This window comes from Neomoorella stamsii, from assembly GCF_002995805.1.
GTDB lineage: Bacteria > Bacillota > DSM-521 > Neomoorellales > Neomoorellaceae > Neomoorella > Neomoorella stamsii.
In genome coordinates this window covers 1-16,204 of the sequence record NZ_PVXL01000022.1, presented here as the reverse complement: position 1 = coordinate 16,204, position 16,204 = coordinate 1, and the positions used below count along the sequence as shown (strand labels likewise).

General features: G+C 45.5%; 11 protein-coding genes and 1 pseudogene. All 12 read left to right on the top strand.

Features of this window, described 5'->3' with window-relative positions:
• Positions 1 to 420: 420 nt before the first annotated feature.
• The 12 genes and pseudogenes from pstS to MOST_RS03145 all read left to right on the top strand — a co-directional run bounded on the left by pstS (position 421) and on the right by MOST_RS03145 (position 16,023).
• Positions 421 to 1,524 (top strand): phosphate ABC transporter substrate-binding protein PstS, encoded by a 1,104-nt coding sequence (gene pstS, locus MOST_RS03200; RefSeq protein ID WP_054935825.1) that lies wholly within the window; start codon positions 421 to 423, stop codon positions 1,522 to 1,524.
• Between the two features lie 193 nt (positions 1,525 to 1,717).
• Positions 1,718 to 2,662 carry a phosphate ABC transporter permease subunit PstC gene (gene pstC / locus MOST_RS03195; protein WP_054935824.1) on the top strand — a complete coding sequence of 315 codons (945 nt, stop codon included), beginning with the start codon at positions 1,718 to 1,720 and terminating at the stop codon, positions 2,660 to 2,662.
• The gene (pstA, locus tag MOST_RS03190; RefSeq protein WP_054935823.1) at positions 2,659 to 3,507 is read left to right on the top strand and encodes a phosphate ABC transporter permease PstA; all 849 of its coding nucleotides are present in this window, start codon (positions 2,659 to 2,661) and stop codon (positions 3,505 to 3,507) included. The genes pstC and pstA overlap by 4 nt, the downstream gene beginning before the upstream one ends.
• Before the next feature lie 7 nt (positions 3,508 to 3,514).
• The gene (gene pstB, locus MOST_RS03185) at positions 3,515 to 4,273 is read left to right on the top strand and encodes a phosphate ABC transporter ATP-binding protein PstB (protein WP_054935822.1); all 759 of its coding nucleotides are present in this window, start codon (positions 3,515 to 3,517) and stop codon (positions 4,271 to 4,273) included.
• Positions 4,274 to 4,612: 339 nt separating this feature from the next.
• On the top strand, positions 4,613 to 5,635 hold the full coding sequence (locus MOST_RS03180) for a LacI family DNA-binding transcriptional regulator (RefSeq protein ID WP_054935821.1): 1,023 nt from the start codon (positions 4,613 to 4,615) through the stop codon (positions 5,633 to 5,635).
• A 142-nt stretch (positions 5,636 to 5,777) separates the two neighbouring features.
• The gene (locus tag MOST_RS03175; RefSeq protein ID WP_054935820.1) at positions 5,778 to 6,608 is read left to right on the top strand and encodes a sugar phosphate isomerase/epimerase family protein; all 831 of its coding nucleotides are present in this window, start codon (positions 5,778 to 5,780) and stop codon (positions 6,606 to 6,608) included.
• 701 nt (positions 6,609 to 7,309) lie between these two features.
• Positions 7,310 to 9,262: an oxidoreductase gene (locus tag MOST_RS03170; protein ID WP_054935819.1), complete on the top strand. Its 1,953-nt coding sequence runs from the start codon at positions 7,310 to 7,312 to the stop codon at positions 9,260 to 9,262.
• A gap of 615 nt (positions 9,263 to 9,877) precedes the next feature.
• Entirely contained in the window at positions 9,878 to 11,404 is a 1,527-nt protein-coding gene (locus MOST_RS03165; protein ID WP_054935818.1) for an ABC transporter substrate-binding protein, read from the top strand.
• Between the two features lie 439 nt (positions 11,405 to 11,843).
• Positions 11,844 to 12,812, top strand: a complete 969-nt coding sequence (locus MOST_RS03160) for a carbohydrate ABC transporter permease (protein WP_054935817.1) — start codon at positions 11,844 to 11,846, stop codon at positions 12,810 to 12,812.
• 139 nt (positions 12,813 to 12,951) lie between these two features.
• Positions 12,952 to 13,806, top strand: a complete 855-nt coding sequence (locus tag MOST_RS03155) for a carbohydrate ABC transporter permease (protein WP_054935816.1) — start codon at positions 12,952 to 12,954, stop codon at positions 13,804 to 13,806.
• 108 nt (positions 13,807 to 13,914) lie between these two features.
• Positions 13,915 to 14,910, top strand: a pseudogene (locus MOST_RS03150) (ABC transporter ATP-binding protein); the annotation flags it as partial.
• 18 nt (positions 14,911 to 14,928) lie between these two features.
• The gene (locus tag MOST_RS03145) at positions 14,929 to 16,023 is read left to right on the top strand and encodes an ABC transporter ATP-binding protein (RefSeq protein WP_054935814.1); all 1,095 of its coding nucleotides are present in this window, start codon (positions 14,929 to 14,931) and stop codon (positions 16,021 to 16,023) included.
• Positions 16,024 to 16,204: the final 181 nt, after the last annotated feature.

Genomic DNA, 16,204 nt, shown 5'->3' with positions numbered 1-16,204 from the left:
TTATAGACCGGGGCAGCTCCCGACGCATAAACGTCTTGTGGTAGCCAATCCACGCATATCAGGTTGAGCAACCGTCGATTAAGCCCAACCCACCTATTGCCCCCTGCACCCTGGATGAGGGGTGGGAGAACAAAACAAGAAAAATAAAGCGCAATCCGCTCGGCAGCTTTTGCATTATAGGGCGGGTCGCTGCGCCAGTCAAGGGTAAAGCCTGCGGCCCGCTACGCGGCCCTTGACAGGCTTGCTCCCCGCCCAGGATGGGGCTGCCAGAGCCGGGCGGAAAGAGTTAAAATCCGTAGACGTCCAACTTTGATTGCTGCCTTGAGCAGTAGAGGGATATTTCTGTCCCTAAAACAGGTTTCGCAAAAAAATTTCGGAGGGGCTTGACAAGGCCCTTCCATATCAGGAGGAGAATTTTAAGTGGCGAAGAAAAGCAAGCGGGTAGTTGTGCTGGTAATGGCGCTGGCATTGCTGATGTTGGTAACCGCTTGCGGCAAGAGCGGTGAAACCGGCAAAGGGCCGGCGGGTAGCAGCGACGGCAAGGCTCAAACCGTAGCCTTGAATGGTGCCGGTGCGTCTTTCCCCTACCCCCTTTACAGCAAGTGGATTGCCGAGTATCGCAAGGTGGCTCCCAATGTAACCATCGACTACCAGTCCATCGGCAGCGGGGGCGGCATCAAGGGTATTACCGAGGAAACGGTTGATTTCGCCGGTAGTGACGCCCCCATGAAGGACGAACAGCTGGCCAGGGCGCCGGGACAGCTCTTCCACATTCCCACGGTTATGGGTGCCGTCGTAATTACTTACAATCTGGAAGGCGTTAAGACGGTCCTCAAGCTGACCCCGGAAGTTATAAGCGGTATCTATTTAGGCAATATTAAAAAATGGAATGACCCGGCTATAACTTCCATCAACCCGGATGTCAAGCTACCTGATCAAGAGATCACTGTCGTCCATCGCTCGGATGGCAGCGGTACCACCAACATTTTCACCGATTACCTGAGCAGCATCAGCAAGGAATGGCAGGAAAAAGTAGGTAAAGGTACTTCCGTCGAATGGCCTGTTGGCATTGGTGCCAAGGGTAATGAAGGCGTGGCCGGTACCGTTAAGCAGACGCCGGGCGGGATTGGTTATGTAGAACTCGCCTATGCCGTGCAGAACCAGCTGCCTTACGCTTTCATTAAAAATCAGGCCGGTAAATTTGTTGAGCCCACCCTGGATACCACGACTGCCGCTGCCGCCGGAGCTGCTGCCAATATGCCCGAAGATATGCGGGTTTCCATCGTCAATGCTCCCGGGGAAAACGCCTACCCCATTGCTGGTTATACCTACCTGCTGGTGTATAAAGACCAGATGGACAGGGATAAGGGTACGGAACTGGTTAAGTTCCTGTGGTGGGCTATTCATGATGGGGAAAAGTTCGCCAAAGACCTGCTCTATGCGCCGCTGCCCGACAACGTCGTGAAACTGGCGGAAGCCAGGATCAAGCAGATCAATTACAAGGGTGAATCCCTTTATAAGTAATGACACCCTGGAGAACAGGCAGCAGGGGAATTCATGAGCCTGGCTCATGATTTCCCCTATCTTTGCTTGCGGAAAGAATTTACCCTGGCAACATGTTTAATTTAGAGGAATTCAGACGGCAAACAGCGAATATCAACATTATTTACATGGGGTCTCCAATGGTATTATCTAGAAAGTTGGCGGAGGATTATAAATGCAAATGCCAAGCCCTAAAAGCAGGCGGTGGGGAGACAGTCTCTTTCGCGGCCTTACCTTCCTGGCGGCCCTGGGAATGATAGGCCTGATGACGGTTATTGCCGTACAATTAATTAGAGGATCCCAGCTCGCTTTTACGCGCTTTGGGCTGGGGTTCGTTACCGGTTCCAGGTGGGACCCGGTCCACGGCGCCTTTGGGTCTTTACCTTTGGTTTACGGCACAATAGTCTCCTCCTTAATTGCCCTGCTCATTGCTGTACCCTTGAGCCTGGGAATTGCTATTTACCTCGCTGAACTGGCCCCCCACTGGGTGCGCACTCCCGTTTCCTTCCTGGTCGAACTCCTAGCAGCCATCCCCAGCGTTGTCTACGGCTTATGGGGCATATTTGTCCTGGTACCCTGGGTACGGACAGCCTTAGAGCCATTTTTGCAAAAAACGCTGGGCTGGCTGCCCTTTTTTCAAGGCACTTATTATGGTTTCGGCATGCTGGCGGCCGGCATTATCTTGGCCATCATGATTATCCCTACTATTTCCGCAGTTTCCCGGGAAGTTTTGCTGGCTGTGCCTAACTCCCAGCGGGAAGCTATGCTGGCTTTAGGTGCCACCCGCTGGGAGACGATAAAGATGGCTGTCCTTCCTTATGGCCGTTCAGGGATCCTGGGTGCCGTGATTCTCGGGCTGGGACGAGCCATCGGCGAGACCATGGCCGTGACGATGGTCATCGGCAACCGGCCGCAGATTTCCCCGTCGGTTTTCGAACTGGCCCAGACCATTGCCAGTATTATCGCCAATGAGTTCAGCGAGGCCTTTGACGAACTGCACCTGTCGGCCCTGGTGATGGCGGGGCTGGTCCTCTTCGTCGTTACCCTGTTATTGAATATCCTGGCCCGCCTGCTGGTCTGGCGTGTGGCCAGGGTACCGGAAGGGGTGACCAGGGAATGATTGCCGGGCGCGATCAGCGGCGCAAGTTTAGCAACAAGCTGATGTTTGTGCTGGCCGTAGCTGCCACCGTACTGGCCCTCCTCCCCCTGGGCAGCATTCTGCTTTATGTAGCCACCAAAGGCCTGCTGGCCCTCAACTGGGACTTCTTTACCCAGCTTCCTAAACCTGTAGGAGAACCCGGCGGCGGCCTGGCCAATGCCATCGTTGGTACCTTAATTTTAGTTGGACTAGCCTCTATAATGGGGATTCCCCTGGGTATCCTGACAGGTATCTACCTAGCGGAGTTTGGCCGGGGACGGCTGGCCTGGCTGGTACGGTTCACCTGTGACGTGATGACGGGTATACCTTCGATCATCGTGGGCATCGTCGTTTACGGTACCATTGTCCTGGCCATGAAACGTTTTTCCGCCATTGCCGGCGGGGTGGCCCTGGCCATAATTATGCTGCCCCTGGTAACTAGGACGACGGAAGAAATGCTTAAACTGGTGCCCAACAGCCTGCGCGAGGCCTCCCTGGCCCTGGGGGCCTCCCAGTGGCGCACCACCTACAGCATTGTCCTGCGCAGCGCTATGGGCGGGATCATCACCGGTTCTTTATTGGCGGTCGCCAGAGTTGCCGGGGAAACAGCGCCCCTCTTGTTTACGGCCCTCAACAGCCGCTACTGGTACTCCGGCCTGGACCAGCGTATTGCCTCCCTGCCGGTATATATATACACTTATGCCACCACTCCCTACGAGGAAATGCACCGGCTGGCCTGGGGAGCTGCCCTGGTGCTGGTGGCCATGGTCCTGGTGACCAGCATCGCCGCCCGGCTGGCAGGTCGCAGGGTCGGTGGAGGGAGGTAGTTAGAATATGGATACCAGGTTACTGGTGGAGGATTTCAGCGCCTGGTATGGCCAGACCCAGGCGGTAAAAAGCGTTACCCTGCCGGTATATGCCAGCCAGGTGACCGCCATTATAGGGCCCTCGGGATGCGGGAAGTCTACCTTTATTCGCTGCCTGAATCGCTTGCATGAGTTAATTCCGGGAACCCGCACCAGGGGCAGGGTACTTCTGGACGGCCAGAACATCTATGACGATAAAGTCGATCCGGCTGAAATCCGCCGGCGGGTGGGCATGGTCTTTCAGAAACCCAACCCCTTTCCTACCATGTCAATCTTTGATAATGTAGCGGCGGGATTGCGGGTGCACGGCCTGCCTCCCGGGACTACCGCTGAGGAAGTGGTGGAGAAAAGCCTGAAAATGGTAGGGCTATGGGACGAGGTTGCGGACCGGCTCCAGCATTCAGGCGTCAGCCTGTCGGGGGGCCAGCAGCAGCGCCTGTGCATCGCCAGGGCCCTGGCCGTGGAACCGGAAGTCCTGCTCATGGATGAACCGTGCTCGGCCCTGGACCCTGTTTCCACCCTGAAAATAGAAGAATTGATTAAAGGCCTGAAAGAAAAGTATACAATTGTAATTGTAACTCATAATATGCACCAGGCTGCGCGGGTAGCCGATTATACCGCCTTTTTTCTTAACGGCCAGCTGATAGAGTATGGTGTCACTTCGGATATCTTCACCAACCCCAGGGACCAGCGGACCGAAGACTATATAACCGGCCGCTTTGGTTAAACCTCCGGTCGCTCTTTAATGTACGACGGTTGCTTTCCAATCATCAGGGACCTTGCCTGCTGGCAGGTCCATATACCTAAGCCGCCAGACGTCCTGGAAGCGATTGAAATCCTAAGCCGCCAAAATTGTAATAGGCCGCCTATCGGGCGGCTTTTTTACTGCCTTAGTTAACTGGTGCCTAACAAAATAGTCATATTAATTTTGTAGTGTGAAAGAAAAAATTTTTTTATGAAGCAGCAGGAATTTAATAAAACACGTCGAATAAGTCTATTAAAATCGATTGCAGGGATATCGCTGAGATATACATAATTATGTCGAGAAAAGGATTTCAGATGCTTTATGGTAAAAATGATTGAGGTTGCTAAACTGGCGCGGGTTTCACCATCCACAGTATCCAGGGTATTGTCCAATAGTCCTTACGTTTCCGAAGAGACACGGCAAAGGGTTCTGGAAGCGGTTAAACTTCTAGAGTATAAACCCAATAGATTGGCCAGTAACCTTCGAAAAATGTCATCTAAAACAGTAGTAGTGGTTTTACCTGATATCACTAATCCTTTTTTCTCTAAAATACTTCAAGGGCTTGAAGATGTAGCCCGGGAAAATGGCTATCACGTTCTTCTTGGAGATACGGGTAATAGCCTTAAACTTGAAAAGGATTTCATAGATCTTGTTAGAGAGAGATTTGTTGATGGGTTGATTTTAGCCACGGCGAGAATCCGAAAAGAAGAGATATTGGCTATTAGCCAGGAAATGCCGGTAGTTTTAGCCTGCGAGTATGTAGAGGGTTATGATATACCTACTGTTTCTATAGATAATATCAGCGCTGCCCGCCAGGCTACAGAACATCTTATAAATCTAGGACACCAAAGAATTGGATTTATTACTGGACCACTGGGGGTTATTCTTAGCAGGGATAGACTAAAAGGCTATCGTCAAGCATTATTGCTTCATGAAATTCCTATTGAAGAAGCTTTAATCCAAGAAGGAGATTTTTCCGTAAAATCAGGGTATGACATTATGATGAAATTTCTAGCGGTAAATCCGCCGCCTACAGCAGTGTTTGCTTCCAATGACGAAATGGCTGTGGGGGCTATTAAGGCAATTAAACATAAAGGAATGCGTGTTCCTGACGATGTAGCAGTGATTGGTTTTGATGATATTCCCTTATGTACCCTTGTGGAGCCAGAACTGACAACGATTGCACAGCCAAAGTATGAGATTGGTACTCAGGCTATGGAGATGTTACTTAAAATAATTAAGGGGACACCAATTATTCGAAGGCAAATAGTTTTAGAGCATGAATTAGTAATTCGCGCTTCATGTGGGTATAAGTGTTGCGCGCGGAATAAGGTAAATATTTGAGAAAGGAAGGTGATGATGGTTACTACGGTAAAAAGATGTTAATGGAGAGGGTGAGTAAGGGTTTATTTCACTTAGTAGAATGTTGAAAGCAAACTTATTGAGAAGTGTGGGCGAAATCTTTTAGGGAGGAGGAAGGGGAGAAATGAAATATTCTTTTAATACATGGGTCTATAGTAGCTTTCCCACATGGCTTCCAGCATATCCAATAGAGGAAGTAATCAGACGATTGGCCAGAATGGGTTATCAAGGGATTGAAATTGGTGCTGCAGCACCCCATGCTTATCCTAGATACCTAGATTCGGAACGTCGAAAATTAATCTCTAAAGTTTTAAAAGATAGTAATATGGAAGTTTCAGCAATGTTACCTGCTCCGGGTGGTGGACAAGGAGTTAATGTAGCTTCACCATATCCCGAAGAACGTAATGATGCTATTGCTTATTATATTGATGTAGTTCGGCTTTGCGCTGAGTGGGGTGGTAAAATAGTTATTTGGGTAGGTGGATGGCAGATTTTTGGAACCAGAAGGAAGGATGCATTTTCTTGGAGTGCTGAATCACTTTATAAAGTTGCAAAAGCAGCTTCTGAAGAAGAAATAACAATAGTCGTTGAACCCACACCGGCTGACAGCAATCTAATTGAAACAGCGGATGATGCTTTAGAATTAATGGAAGAAGTATCTTTACCAAATGTTAAAGTAATGTTTGATACCTACCATGTTTTATATCGAAATGAAGTAATTTCTGATTATGTATATCGTATGGATAAGAATTTGGCTCATATTCATGTTTCGGATACTGATCGTCTCCCACCAGGTAGTGGACGAGCTGACTTTAAGCCGTTTTTACAGGCACTAAGGGATATTGAGTATGATGGATGGCTTAGTTTTGAGATTGGATTTGATCGGCGTAATGATCCAGATAGTGTTGCTCGAAAGGCAATAGAATATATGAAAGGTCTTGAAGGGTCTTATTAAGCCATGACTCATTTGTAATCTAATCTCTGTACACTTTGAGGGAATTTTAGAAGAATACTGCTTAAGAACGTGAGAGTTTAAGCCACGAGAGGCTGATACAGCATCTTAGAGTATATGCTCAGGCTTTTTTAAGGATCTCTATCACCCGAGTTTCGAGGTGCGGGTTCATAACAACGAGAGGATTTAGATCTCACATTAATCTCAAAGCTGATTCCATATAGCAAATTGAAAACTCTGCAATGAAGTTAATACAAACAAAATGCAAGAAACAGAAAAATAGGGATCGCTGGCTAATAGTGCGTGAGAGCAATAATCCTAACGACGAAACATTGTTGTAAGATGATGTAACCACCACATACAGGCATTGGCTACCCACCGGTGTATTGGAGCTTCCAAGAACGAAAAGCCTTAAAATATTGGTATCTTGGCTTACAATTTGAAGAAGGCGTGCCACCTTTATATGAACTCCGAGGGGGCAACTCGCCGGAAATTGGAGATAGGCAAAGCATTTACGTAATGATTTAAGATTTAGTTAGCGTTCTGCATTAAGAAAGCCTGCTGGTAGAAAGAAATTGAAGAAGAAAACCATAATCAAGAGGCGAACAAACGGTTAATCCCATATAAGTACCGAGGCACTAAATTTGTTATACTTTCATAATTAGAGAAGGCTTCTGCCGGCCAGCTACTAGGAGGTGTGGCAAATGAGTCAGTATAAGTATCTTTTTACCCCATTCAGCATTGGCAAGGTGACGTTAAAAAACAGGATTGTGTTTCAACCGCATAATGAAGCTATGACCAACGAAGATGGAACTCCTAATGAGCGACATATGCTTTATTACACCGAGCGCGCTAAGGGGGGAGTAGGACTGGTGATTACGTACGGTATCGCCTGCACCCCTGAAGGCAAAATGTCTGACCGTTACCTTCATGGATGGGATCCAGCCATTGTCCCCATGTTAGCCAAATATGCCGAGCAGGTCCACAAATATGATTGTAAAATGTTTGGTCAGATAACCCATGCCGGGCATACAACCTTATATAAGTCACCTCAAATTCTGTATGCTCCAACACAGATGCCCGAGCCTTCCAGTCAGGTAAATACAAAAGAAGTTGAAATTGAGGATATAAAAGAGATTATTGTAGGATTTGCCAAGACCGCCTATAACTTTAAAAAGGCTGGTTTTGACGGGGTGGAAATTAAGGTTGCTCACGACGGGTTGTTACGCCCGTTTGTGTCCGAGTTTTTTAACCGCCGGAAAGACGAGTATGGTGGTTCGTTTGAAAATCGCATGCGGTTTCCCCTAGAGGTGCTAGGCGCCATCAGGGAGGCATGCGGCCCCGATTTCCCAGTGGGCATTCGCCTGTGCCTGGATGAATTCACCCCGTGGGGTTATAATTTGGACTATGGACTGAAAATTGCCAAGACCTTTGAAGAGAGTGGCCTAGTAGCCTATATTAATACCGACGCGGGCACATTCTCTAGCTTTTATATGGAAATTCCGCCGATGGCCGTACCTCCGGGTTTTGCTGTATATATGGCGGCGGCTCTGAAGGAAACCATTAAGCTACCGGTTGTGGCCTTTGGACGGATTAATGACCCGGTGCAAGCTGAGAAGATACTTGCTGACGGTCATGCCGACTTAATTGGTATGGCTAGGCCGCTAATATGCGATCCTGAACTACCCAACAAAGCTCGTGAGGGTCGCGAGGAGGAAATCCGCCATTGCGTCGCTTGCAACGACGGTTGTATTTATCAAGTAATGTATGATAAGCCTCTTCGTTGCATTCAAAACCCAGCCGCTGGTCGGGAAAAAACTCTTGGTATTGGCACTTTAAAGCCAGCAGAAAAGAAGAAAAAGGTTCTTGTTGTTGGCGGCGGTGTAGCAGGATTAAAAACGAGCGAGATTGCGGCTAAAAGAGGGCATCGTATTATTCTGGTGGAAAAAAGTGCAGAACTCGGGGGCCAGGTGTTGCTGGCTAGTAAATACCCATCTCGGAGTGAGTTAATTGAGGTAACCTCGCATTTAGAGAAAGAGATTAAGCGGCTTGGAGTGGAAGTCAGGCAAAATATAGAAGCTACAGTTGATTACGTTCTGGCCCAAAATCCTGATGCGGTAGTAGTAGCCACAGGTTCATCTTCTGCCAAGTTAAATATCAATGGGGCTGAACAAGAGAATGTAATGGATATCTACACTGCTTTTAAACATTTAGGTAAAATTGGAAATCAGGTTATGATTATAGACATTAACGGGCATTGGAAAGCGGCAGGAATGGTAGAGATGCTAGCTTCTGAGGGCAAGCATATTAAGGTGGTTACACCATTGGATTTATTTGGTGCAAATTTGGAGCCTAGCAACCGGGTTATGCTTTATCAAAGGTTAATGCCTAATAGCAATGTTGTAATGACTCCGTTTCATGCCGTAACCGCAATTAAAGGTAATATCGCTACCATTAAAAACCTGTACTCTGGTACGGAAACAGAGATTGGTCCGTACGACACCTTTATCTATGTAATTCACAACCGCTCTCATGATGAGCTATACTTTGCCCTGAAAGGTAAAGTGTCTGAACTTTATCGTGTGGGAGATTGCCTTGCACCAAGGATGATCGAGCAAGCTATATTTGACGGCGAAACAGTAGGTCGTAAACTCTAAATAAAAAGTTTTTCAGGAGATGATGTTTGGTAATAGCACTCCTCATTTTATGTCCGTAACCAGTTAGCGCTGTAAACGAGATAATAATGATGCTACAGTCTTCGGAAAGATACAAATGGGAATAACTATGAAGAGGCTAAGATTATGATAATAAAATTGTGTTATTCTAGTGTCTGTAAGGCCTCTTACACTCTCCGCCGAGGAGATCAATTTTATAGTAGCAAGGAGAATCTTATTATACCTACCTGAGCAACGATGCGGGCTGTAGGAAGCTCTAATCTTGTAAACTTCCAATAGCCCGGCCAGAAAGGGGGTATAAAGTTCATATCTAGTTAGGGCCTATATGGTTGAATCTGATACTTGTAATCGTGGTTAGCACACTTACCCCAGAGACTTGCTGGTGGCCACTCTTACGGGTCTAGGAACTGTTGAAGGATTGTTAATTGTTCAGTTCTGCGGGGCATGGTTACTCTCTTCTGCAAGATGTAGATACGGTAACCAATAATATTCTCCCTAGGGAGAGGGGTAATCTCTTGAAACTCCAAAATACTTGGACCTCAACGGATTTCAGGAATATGTTGCAACGCATCAATATTATTAAAGGAGGGGTATATAGTGAAACCATTCAGGAAGAGGCAACTGGTGTATTGTTTATTAGCCATAGTTATCCTGATAATTATGAGCTTTACCCTGGTTGCATGTGGAAGTAAAACCGAAGCGCCTACCTCCAGCCAACAGCAAGGGGCAAATAAGGATCTGCCCTTTAAAGGAATTACTCTGAGGGTTGGAGTCGGCTCCTTTGCTGGTGAGGGTGTACGTATGTTTATCCCCGAATGGGAAAAGAAAACCGGAGGTAAGGTAGAAGTTGTCGAATTCCCCTTTGGTGAATTATACCAGAAACTCGTTAGCGCCTTTACTAGTGGGGTTAATGCTTTTGATATTGTGGTTTGCGCTAGTCCTTGGATGGCAGACTTCGCCGTAAACGGCTATATAATTCCGTTAGACAAATATTGGGATAAAAAAAGTGACTGGGATGATGTAGTACCAAGTCAACAAGCTTTGTGCATGTTTGATGGCAAGCCGTATGCTATCCCTCTCGATGGAGATAACCATATGATGTTCTATCGCAAAGACGCTCTTGAGAACCCCGAATATCAAAAGAAGTTTAAGGAAAAGTACGGATATGATTTGCGTGTACCAAAAACGTGGAAGGAATACGCTGATATCGGTAAGTTCTTTAATGGTTGGGATTGGGTTGGCGATGGCAAGACACATTATGGTGCACTTGAGGCTATGAAACCGAGCGACACTAGTGTGTATATGTTGGTAAATCGTGCTCTAAGTTACACAGATGTAAAAGCGGTCCCCGGTTCTCTGTTTTTCGACCCCGATACTATGGAGCCACAGGTGAACAATCCGGCTTGGGTTCGTGCCTTGACAGAGTATGTAGATGTTAAGAATTATGCTCCGCCTGATGTACTCACTTACGGCGGTGGTGAGGTTCGAGGTTACTTTGCAGCCGGTCAGTCTGCTCTGTTGGTGGAATGGTCTGATCCTGGTCAACTTGCTAACGATCCGGCGAAGTCGGTAATCAAGGGCAAGTTCGGGACGGCGCTCTCGCCCGGTAGCTACGAACTGTATAACATTAAGACAAAACAGTGGGTCAAGCATTCTGAAGTGCAGTACAATCCTTTCTTAGCCTGGGGGGGCTGGGTCGCTGCGGTGACCTCCACCTCCAAATATCCGGAAGCAGCTTTCAGTTTTGCCGATTGGTTAGATACCAAGGAGAATTCTTTCAAAGCTGTTATTACACCGGCTAGCGCGCGTAATCCTTATCGCAAGAGTCATTTTGAGAACGTTAAAGGGTGGGAAGAGGCACCGATTAAGTACGTAAACGCGAAGGAGTACTTAGATACTATACGCGCAGCGTTTACCCAACCGACAACCACCCGTGATCTCGGTATTCTGTTTACTGGTCGCTATATTGAGGCGTTGGACCGCAATATGCAAAAAGCAATTTCAGGCCAACTCAAACCGCAGCAAGCCCTCGATACTTGCTATAACGAATGGAAGCAGATTACCCAAGAGGTTGGGCTAGACATCCAGAAAAAGCTTTATCGAGAACAGAACGGTCTTAAGTAAGTGGGTTTATATCGGGTTATAGTAGTGCAGGTAGCGGCGCCACTAGGATGTGGCGTACGCTACCTAGTTTAGGAGATTAAATGCATTAAGATATAGGCGCTTGCAAAACTAACGTTCTTTAATCAAAAGAAACCCCTATCCAATGTCAATTCTTTAACCCACAGATAACAGGTCTATGATGAAAGTCGTTAGTGAGGATAGCTGTGGTGTAATTATAAGCAAAGTAAGCAATAGTATACATTATTTTCGCCTCTATGGCTGCCGTGGCAGACTTAAGCGTTATGGCGGGGGCACAGAACTCGTTTTTCGACTTTTTTAGCCATAAGTGGAATTTTGGCCCGATCAAGGAGAAACCTTGCTTAAATAACGGGCAAAATCTCTTGAAATTGAAGTTTTTTAGGTTTTGCAGGAAGTTACGAATAAGGATGGGGGATAATAAATGAAAGCCGGAGATAGTAATGTGCAAAAAGACGTAGCCGCCATGGAATATATTGATAAGGAGAAAGCGAGTAGCAAGACAACTCATGTCGACTGGCCCAAGATTATTTTTATTGCACCCGCTATTTTCTTGATTATAGCCTTAACCTTAGTGCCCCTCTTTTATACTCTTATTATGAGCGTTTCCAGGATCCGAGGAAGGCAATTAATTTTTGTGGGGATAGACAACTTCAAGACGATGCTAACGAGCCCTGATTTTTGGTTAACATTACTTAATACCGTAGAGTTCGTCATTTTCACAACCACTATAGAATTTGTGTTAGGGTTTATAATTGCAATGCTTGTTAGCAGTGTGGTTCGAGGCCAAAAATTGCTAAGAATATTATTCCTCTTACCATTACTTCTATCGCCAGTTGCTGTCAGTTTTATGTGGAAGATGATGTTTAATGAGCAGTTAGGGCCTATCACATTCTTCTTGAAAATGTTTGGGTTACCTACAATTAGCTGGATTACCAGCCCGAAAGTGTCCTTATTGTCCATTATCATAGTGGATATATGGGAGTGGACACCTCTGGTCTTCGTGATGATGTTGTCGGCAATTGTTTCCCTGCCGCGTGAACCTTTTGAATCGGCAAGAGTCGATGGAGCTTCAAGTTGGCGTATTTTTTGGGACATCATGTTCCCCATGGTTAGTCCAGCAGCGGTGGCAACTATTTTAATTAAGATGATAGAGGGCTTTAAGGTTTTTGACATTCCGTATATTACAACTGGTGGTGGTCCCGGAATTTCCAGCTTACCTCTTACTCAATATGCTTATTTGACAGGTACAAAAACCTTTAATCTGGGTTATGCAGCCAGTATAAGTATTTTTCTTCTTTTAGTTGTATTAATTATGTCGATGCTTTTTTTAGGAATGGCACGAAAATATATAGGGCGCAGGAAAATATATACTGCTGAAATTGGAAAATAAGATAAAAGCGTAACCCGTCATATAAATTAAGACAATTTTTTTGTATAGAGTGATCCTTTCAGTCGATAATTAATTTGGTAAAGAAGTCACTCATACCGCTAATAGTTCCCACTAATTTTTAAAGGAGGAGAATATTATTGTGGAGAGAAGAAAATTAGGCGCTCTAATAGGAAGGTATATTCTTATACTAATATTTTTGCTCTGGACATTGTTTCCGATTTATTGGATGATCATTACTTCCCTTAAGTCGCCTAAAGACATTTATAGTGGTTTTTACTTTTTCCCTGGGATAGATTATCATGTATCCTATATTGGGTGGAAATGGATTTTTGGCCCTGGTCTAAGGAACTCATTACTTGCCCTGAGAAACAGTTTCTTGTTTGCCTTTTGTAGTTCACTGTTTGGTCTGGTGATTGGTTCGCTTGCTGCTTACGGGTTGGCGCGCTACAAGTATAAGTTTCTGTGGATGAAGACCAGCGAGGATGTTCTTTTCTTCGTTGTTTCGCAACGAATGATGCCACCTATTGTATCAATTCTTGGTCTTTACTACTTATTTCGTACAATAGGACTTCTAGACACCGCAATGGGGATGATCATCCTTTACACTTGGATGAACGTACCCTTAATCGTTTTCCTTCTAAAGGACTTTTTTGTGAGTATCCCAGTAGAAATCGAGCAGGCAGCAGCGGTAGACGGATATACGCGCCTACAACAGTTTTTTAAAATAGTTTTGCCATCGGCCAAATCAGGTCTGGCTGCAGTCTTTCTTCTCTCCTTTGTATTTGCCTGGAATGAATTTCTTGGTGCTCTTTTTTTCACTATGCAACGTACGCAAACTCTGTCAGTCTTGATTGCAGGTATGAATACGCAGCAGGAACCGCTATGGTGGACGATCTCAGCTATAGGAACAATTGCCATTATCCCCCCTGTGATTGTGACCATTGCACTAAACAAATACCTCGCAGGTGGTTTATTCTTTGGTGGCGCAAGGTGAACGATTGGAGGGTAAAAAATGGCACATGTCGTGCTCAAGGGTGTTACTAAAGTCTATGGCAAATGTCTAGCAGTAAACAATCTTGACTTATAATGCCAAGATAATGAATTTGTAACAATTTTTGGGCCTTCTGGTGCGGGTAAGACCTCGATACTAAAAATGGTCGCCGGTCTCGAGAACATAACTGAAGGCTTACTGTTAATTGACGGTCAGACTTTCAATAATGTTCCTGTCCACGAGCGAGACATTGCGATGGTGTTTGAGAACTATGCCCTTTATCCACACATGAATGTTTATGACAATTTGGCCTTCCCCTTAAAATCACCTGCAAGAAAGGAAAAGTTGAGCACAACTGAAATTAAAGAGCGAATCCGAAAAGTAGCCGATATGTTGGAGATTGGGCATTTACTTGAACGAAAGCCATCACAGCTTTCTGGTGGCCAAAGGCAAAGAGTATCATTGGGCCGAGCTCTGGTCAGAACAGCCAGGGTTACTCTAATGGATGAGCCCTTAGCTCACCTTGATGCCAAGTTGCGTCACTACCTTCGTGGTGAACTTAAGCGATGGCATATTGATAATGGGTATACCACTATCTATGTAACCCACGACTATATTGAAGCTCTAGCTATGGCAGACAAAGTAGCAATACTAAAGGAAGGGGTTTTACAGCAGGTTGGTACTCCAAATGACATTTATACGAAGCCTGCTAATACTTTCGTTGCCACCAGTGTGGGGGACCCCCCGATGAACATAATTGAAGGGGAACTTCTCCGTAATGAGGAAGGTAAACTTGCTGTTAGAACCAATTTCTTTACGGCTCCTCTAAGGAGTTTTATCCAGGATGTAGCGGCTAAGGATAAACGCCTTCTTGTTGGGGTGAGGCCTCATGACGTAAAACTGACCAGGCAAGGGAAACTAAAAGTCTGCGAAAAAGAACCTCTCGACTCGGAGAATATACTCATTGTATTTCAATGTGGCAGTGTTTCTTTTACAGTCAAAACAAGTAGTAATGTAAAGGTTAGTTTAGGTGATATGATGGGGCTCGAGGTTAATTCTGATAAAATTCACCTTTTTGACACGAACACTGGAACGAGGCTTATATAAAATGGAAGGTGAGTGTACTTGGGTACATTAAGATTTAATAATGTTAATAAAGTTTACCTAGGCAGGGTCCATGCTGTAAAAGATCTTTCCTTTACAGTTGATGACAGGGAGTTTTTAGCAATTCTTGGTCCTTCTGGAAGTGGTAAATCCTCAACTTTACGGTTGATTGCCGGCTTGGAGCGGGTTACAAAAGGTGAAATTTATATTAACGATCGATTAGTAACCGATCTTTCCCCGCAGGAAAGAAATATAGCTATGTCCTTTGAGAATTTTGGTCTTTATCCAAACCTCTGTGTTTATGATAATTTGGCATATCCTCTTAGAATCAGAAAGATGTCCCCGGAGAAGGTTGATAAAAGGGTTAGGGAGATAGCCGAGGTCCTGGGTATAATTGATCAGCTGAATAAACTGCCAGCGGAACTATCTAGTGGGCAAAAACAAAGAGTGTCAATTGGTAGAGCTTTAGTACGCAGACCTGAACTAACCATTATGGATGAGCCCCTTTCCCATGTGGATAGTGGCATGCGTGTTCACTTGCGGCGGGAAATTAAGCGTATCCATCGAGAGTTGGGTAATACCACAATTCTTGTTACCCACGATCAGTTGGAAGCTATGGCTATGGCTGACCGTATTTTGGTTATCCATGAAGGAGTTTTACAACAACTTGGAACTCCTGATGAGCTTTACTATCATCCTAAGAATGAATTTGTTGCAGGTTTTATTGGCACCCCTCCCATGAACTTCCTCGAATGTATAATAAAGTCGGAAGATGGTCATCCCGTATTGTTTGTAAACGGTTCTAAAATAGATGTTTCGAGCACTGACGCTAAATTGCTAGAAAGATACAATAAGGATAGGCTGAAGATAGGTATACGTCCCAGTGACATATTAATCTCAGTCAATCCTCAACCTGACTATGGTATTGAGGCCAATGTTTATATAATGGAACCCTTGGGTGAGAAGATGATCATTACAGTAACTGTCTCTTCTGAGCGCCTAAAAATAGAGACTGATCCAGATGTGCGATTTGACATTAACCAGCGTGTATGGTTGCATTTTAAGAAAGAAAGGATCCATTTCTTTGATTTGGATACTACGATGCGTATTAATTAACCACTTTAATGATGATAAACGGTGGAGCCCATTTTGAATATAAATATAGACATAGTAGCCATTGCCAAAGCAGGACGTGAAGAAGCAGAAAACCTGGGTAACATCCCCAATGAACCCGAAGCGATAGCCAAATTGGTGCGGCGCTTAAGGCAACCAGTAGAAAAGCTAATATTCTGTTACG

What these genes read in the sequence shown, in the direction of transcription:
- pstC (WP_054935824.1), top strand. Translation starts at nt 1,718, where the DNA reads ATGCAAATGCCAAGCCCTAAAAGCAGGCGGTGGGGAGACAGTCTCTTT.
- pstA (WP_054935823.1), top strand. Translation starts at nt 2,659, where the DNA reads ATGATTGCCGGGCGCGATCAGCGGCGCAAGTTTAGCAACAAGCTGATG.
- pstB (WP_054935822.1), top strand. Translation starts at nt 3,515, where the DNA reads ATGGATACCAGGTTACTGGTGGAGGATTTCAGCGCCTGGTATGGCCAG.
- MOST_RS03180 (WP_054935821.1), top strand. Translation starts at nt 4,613, where the DNA reads ATGGTAAAAATGATTGAGGTTGCTAAACTGGCGCGGGTTTCACCATCC.
- MOST_RS03175 (WP_054935820.1), top strand. Translation starts at nt 5,778, where the DNA reads ATGAAATATTCTTTTAATACATGGGTCTATAGTAGCTTTCCCACATGG.
- MOST_RS03170 (WP_054935819.1), top strand. Translation starts at nt 7,310, where the DNA reads ATGAGTCAGTATAAGTATCTTTTTACCCCATTCAGCATTGGCAAGGTG.
- MOST_RS03160 (WP_054935817.1), top strand. Translation starts at nt 11,844, where the DNA reads ATGAAAGCCGGAGATAGTAATGTGCAAAAAGACGTAGCCGCCATGGAA.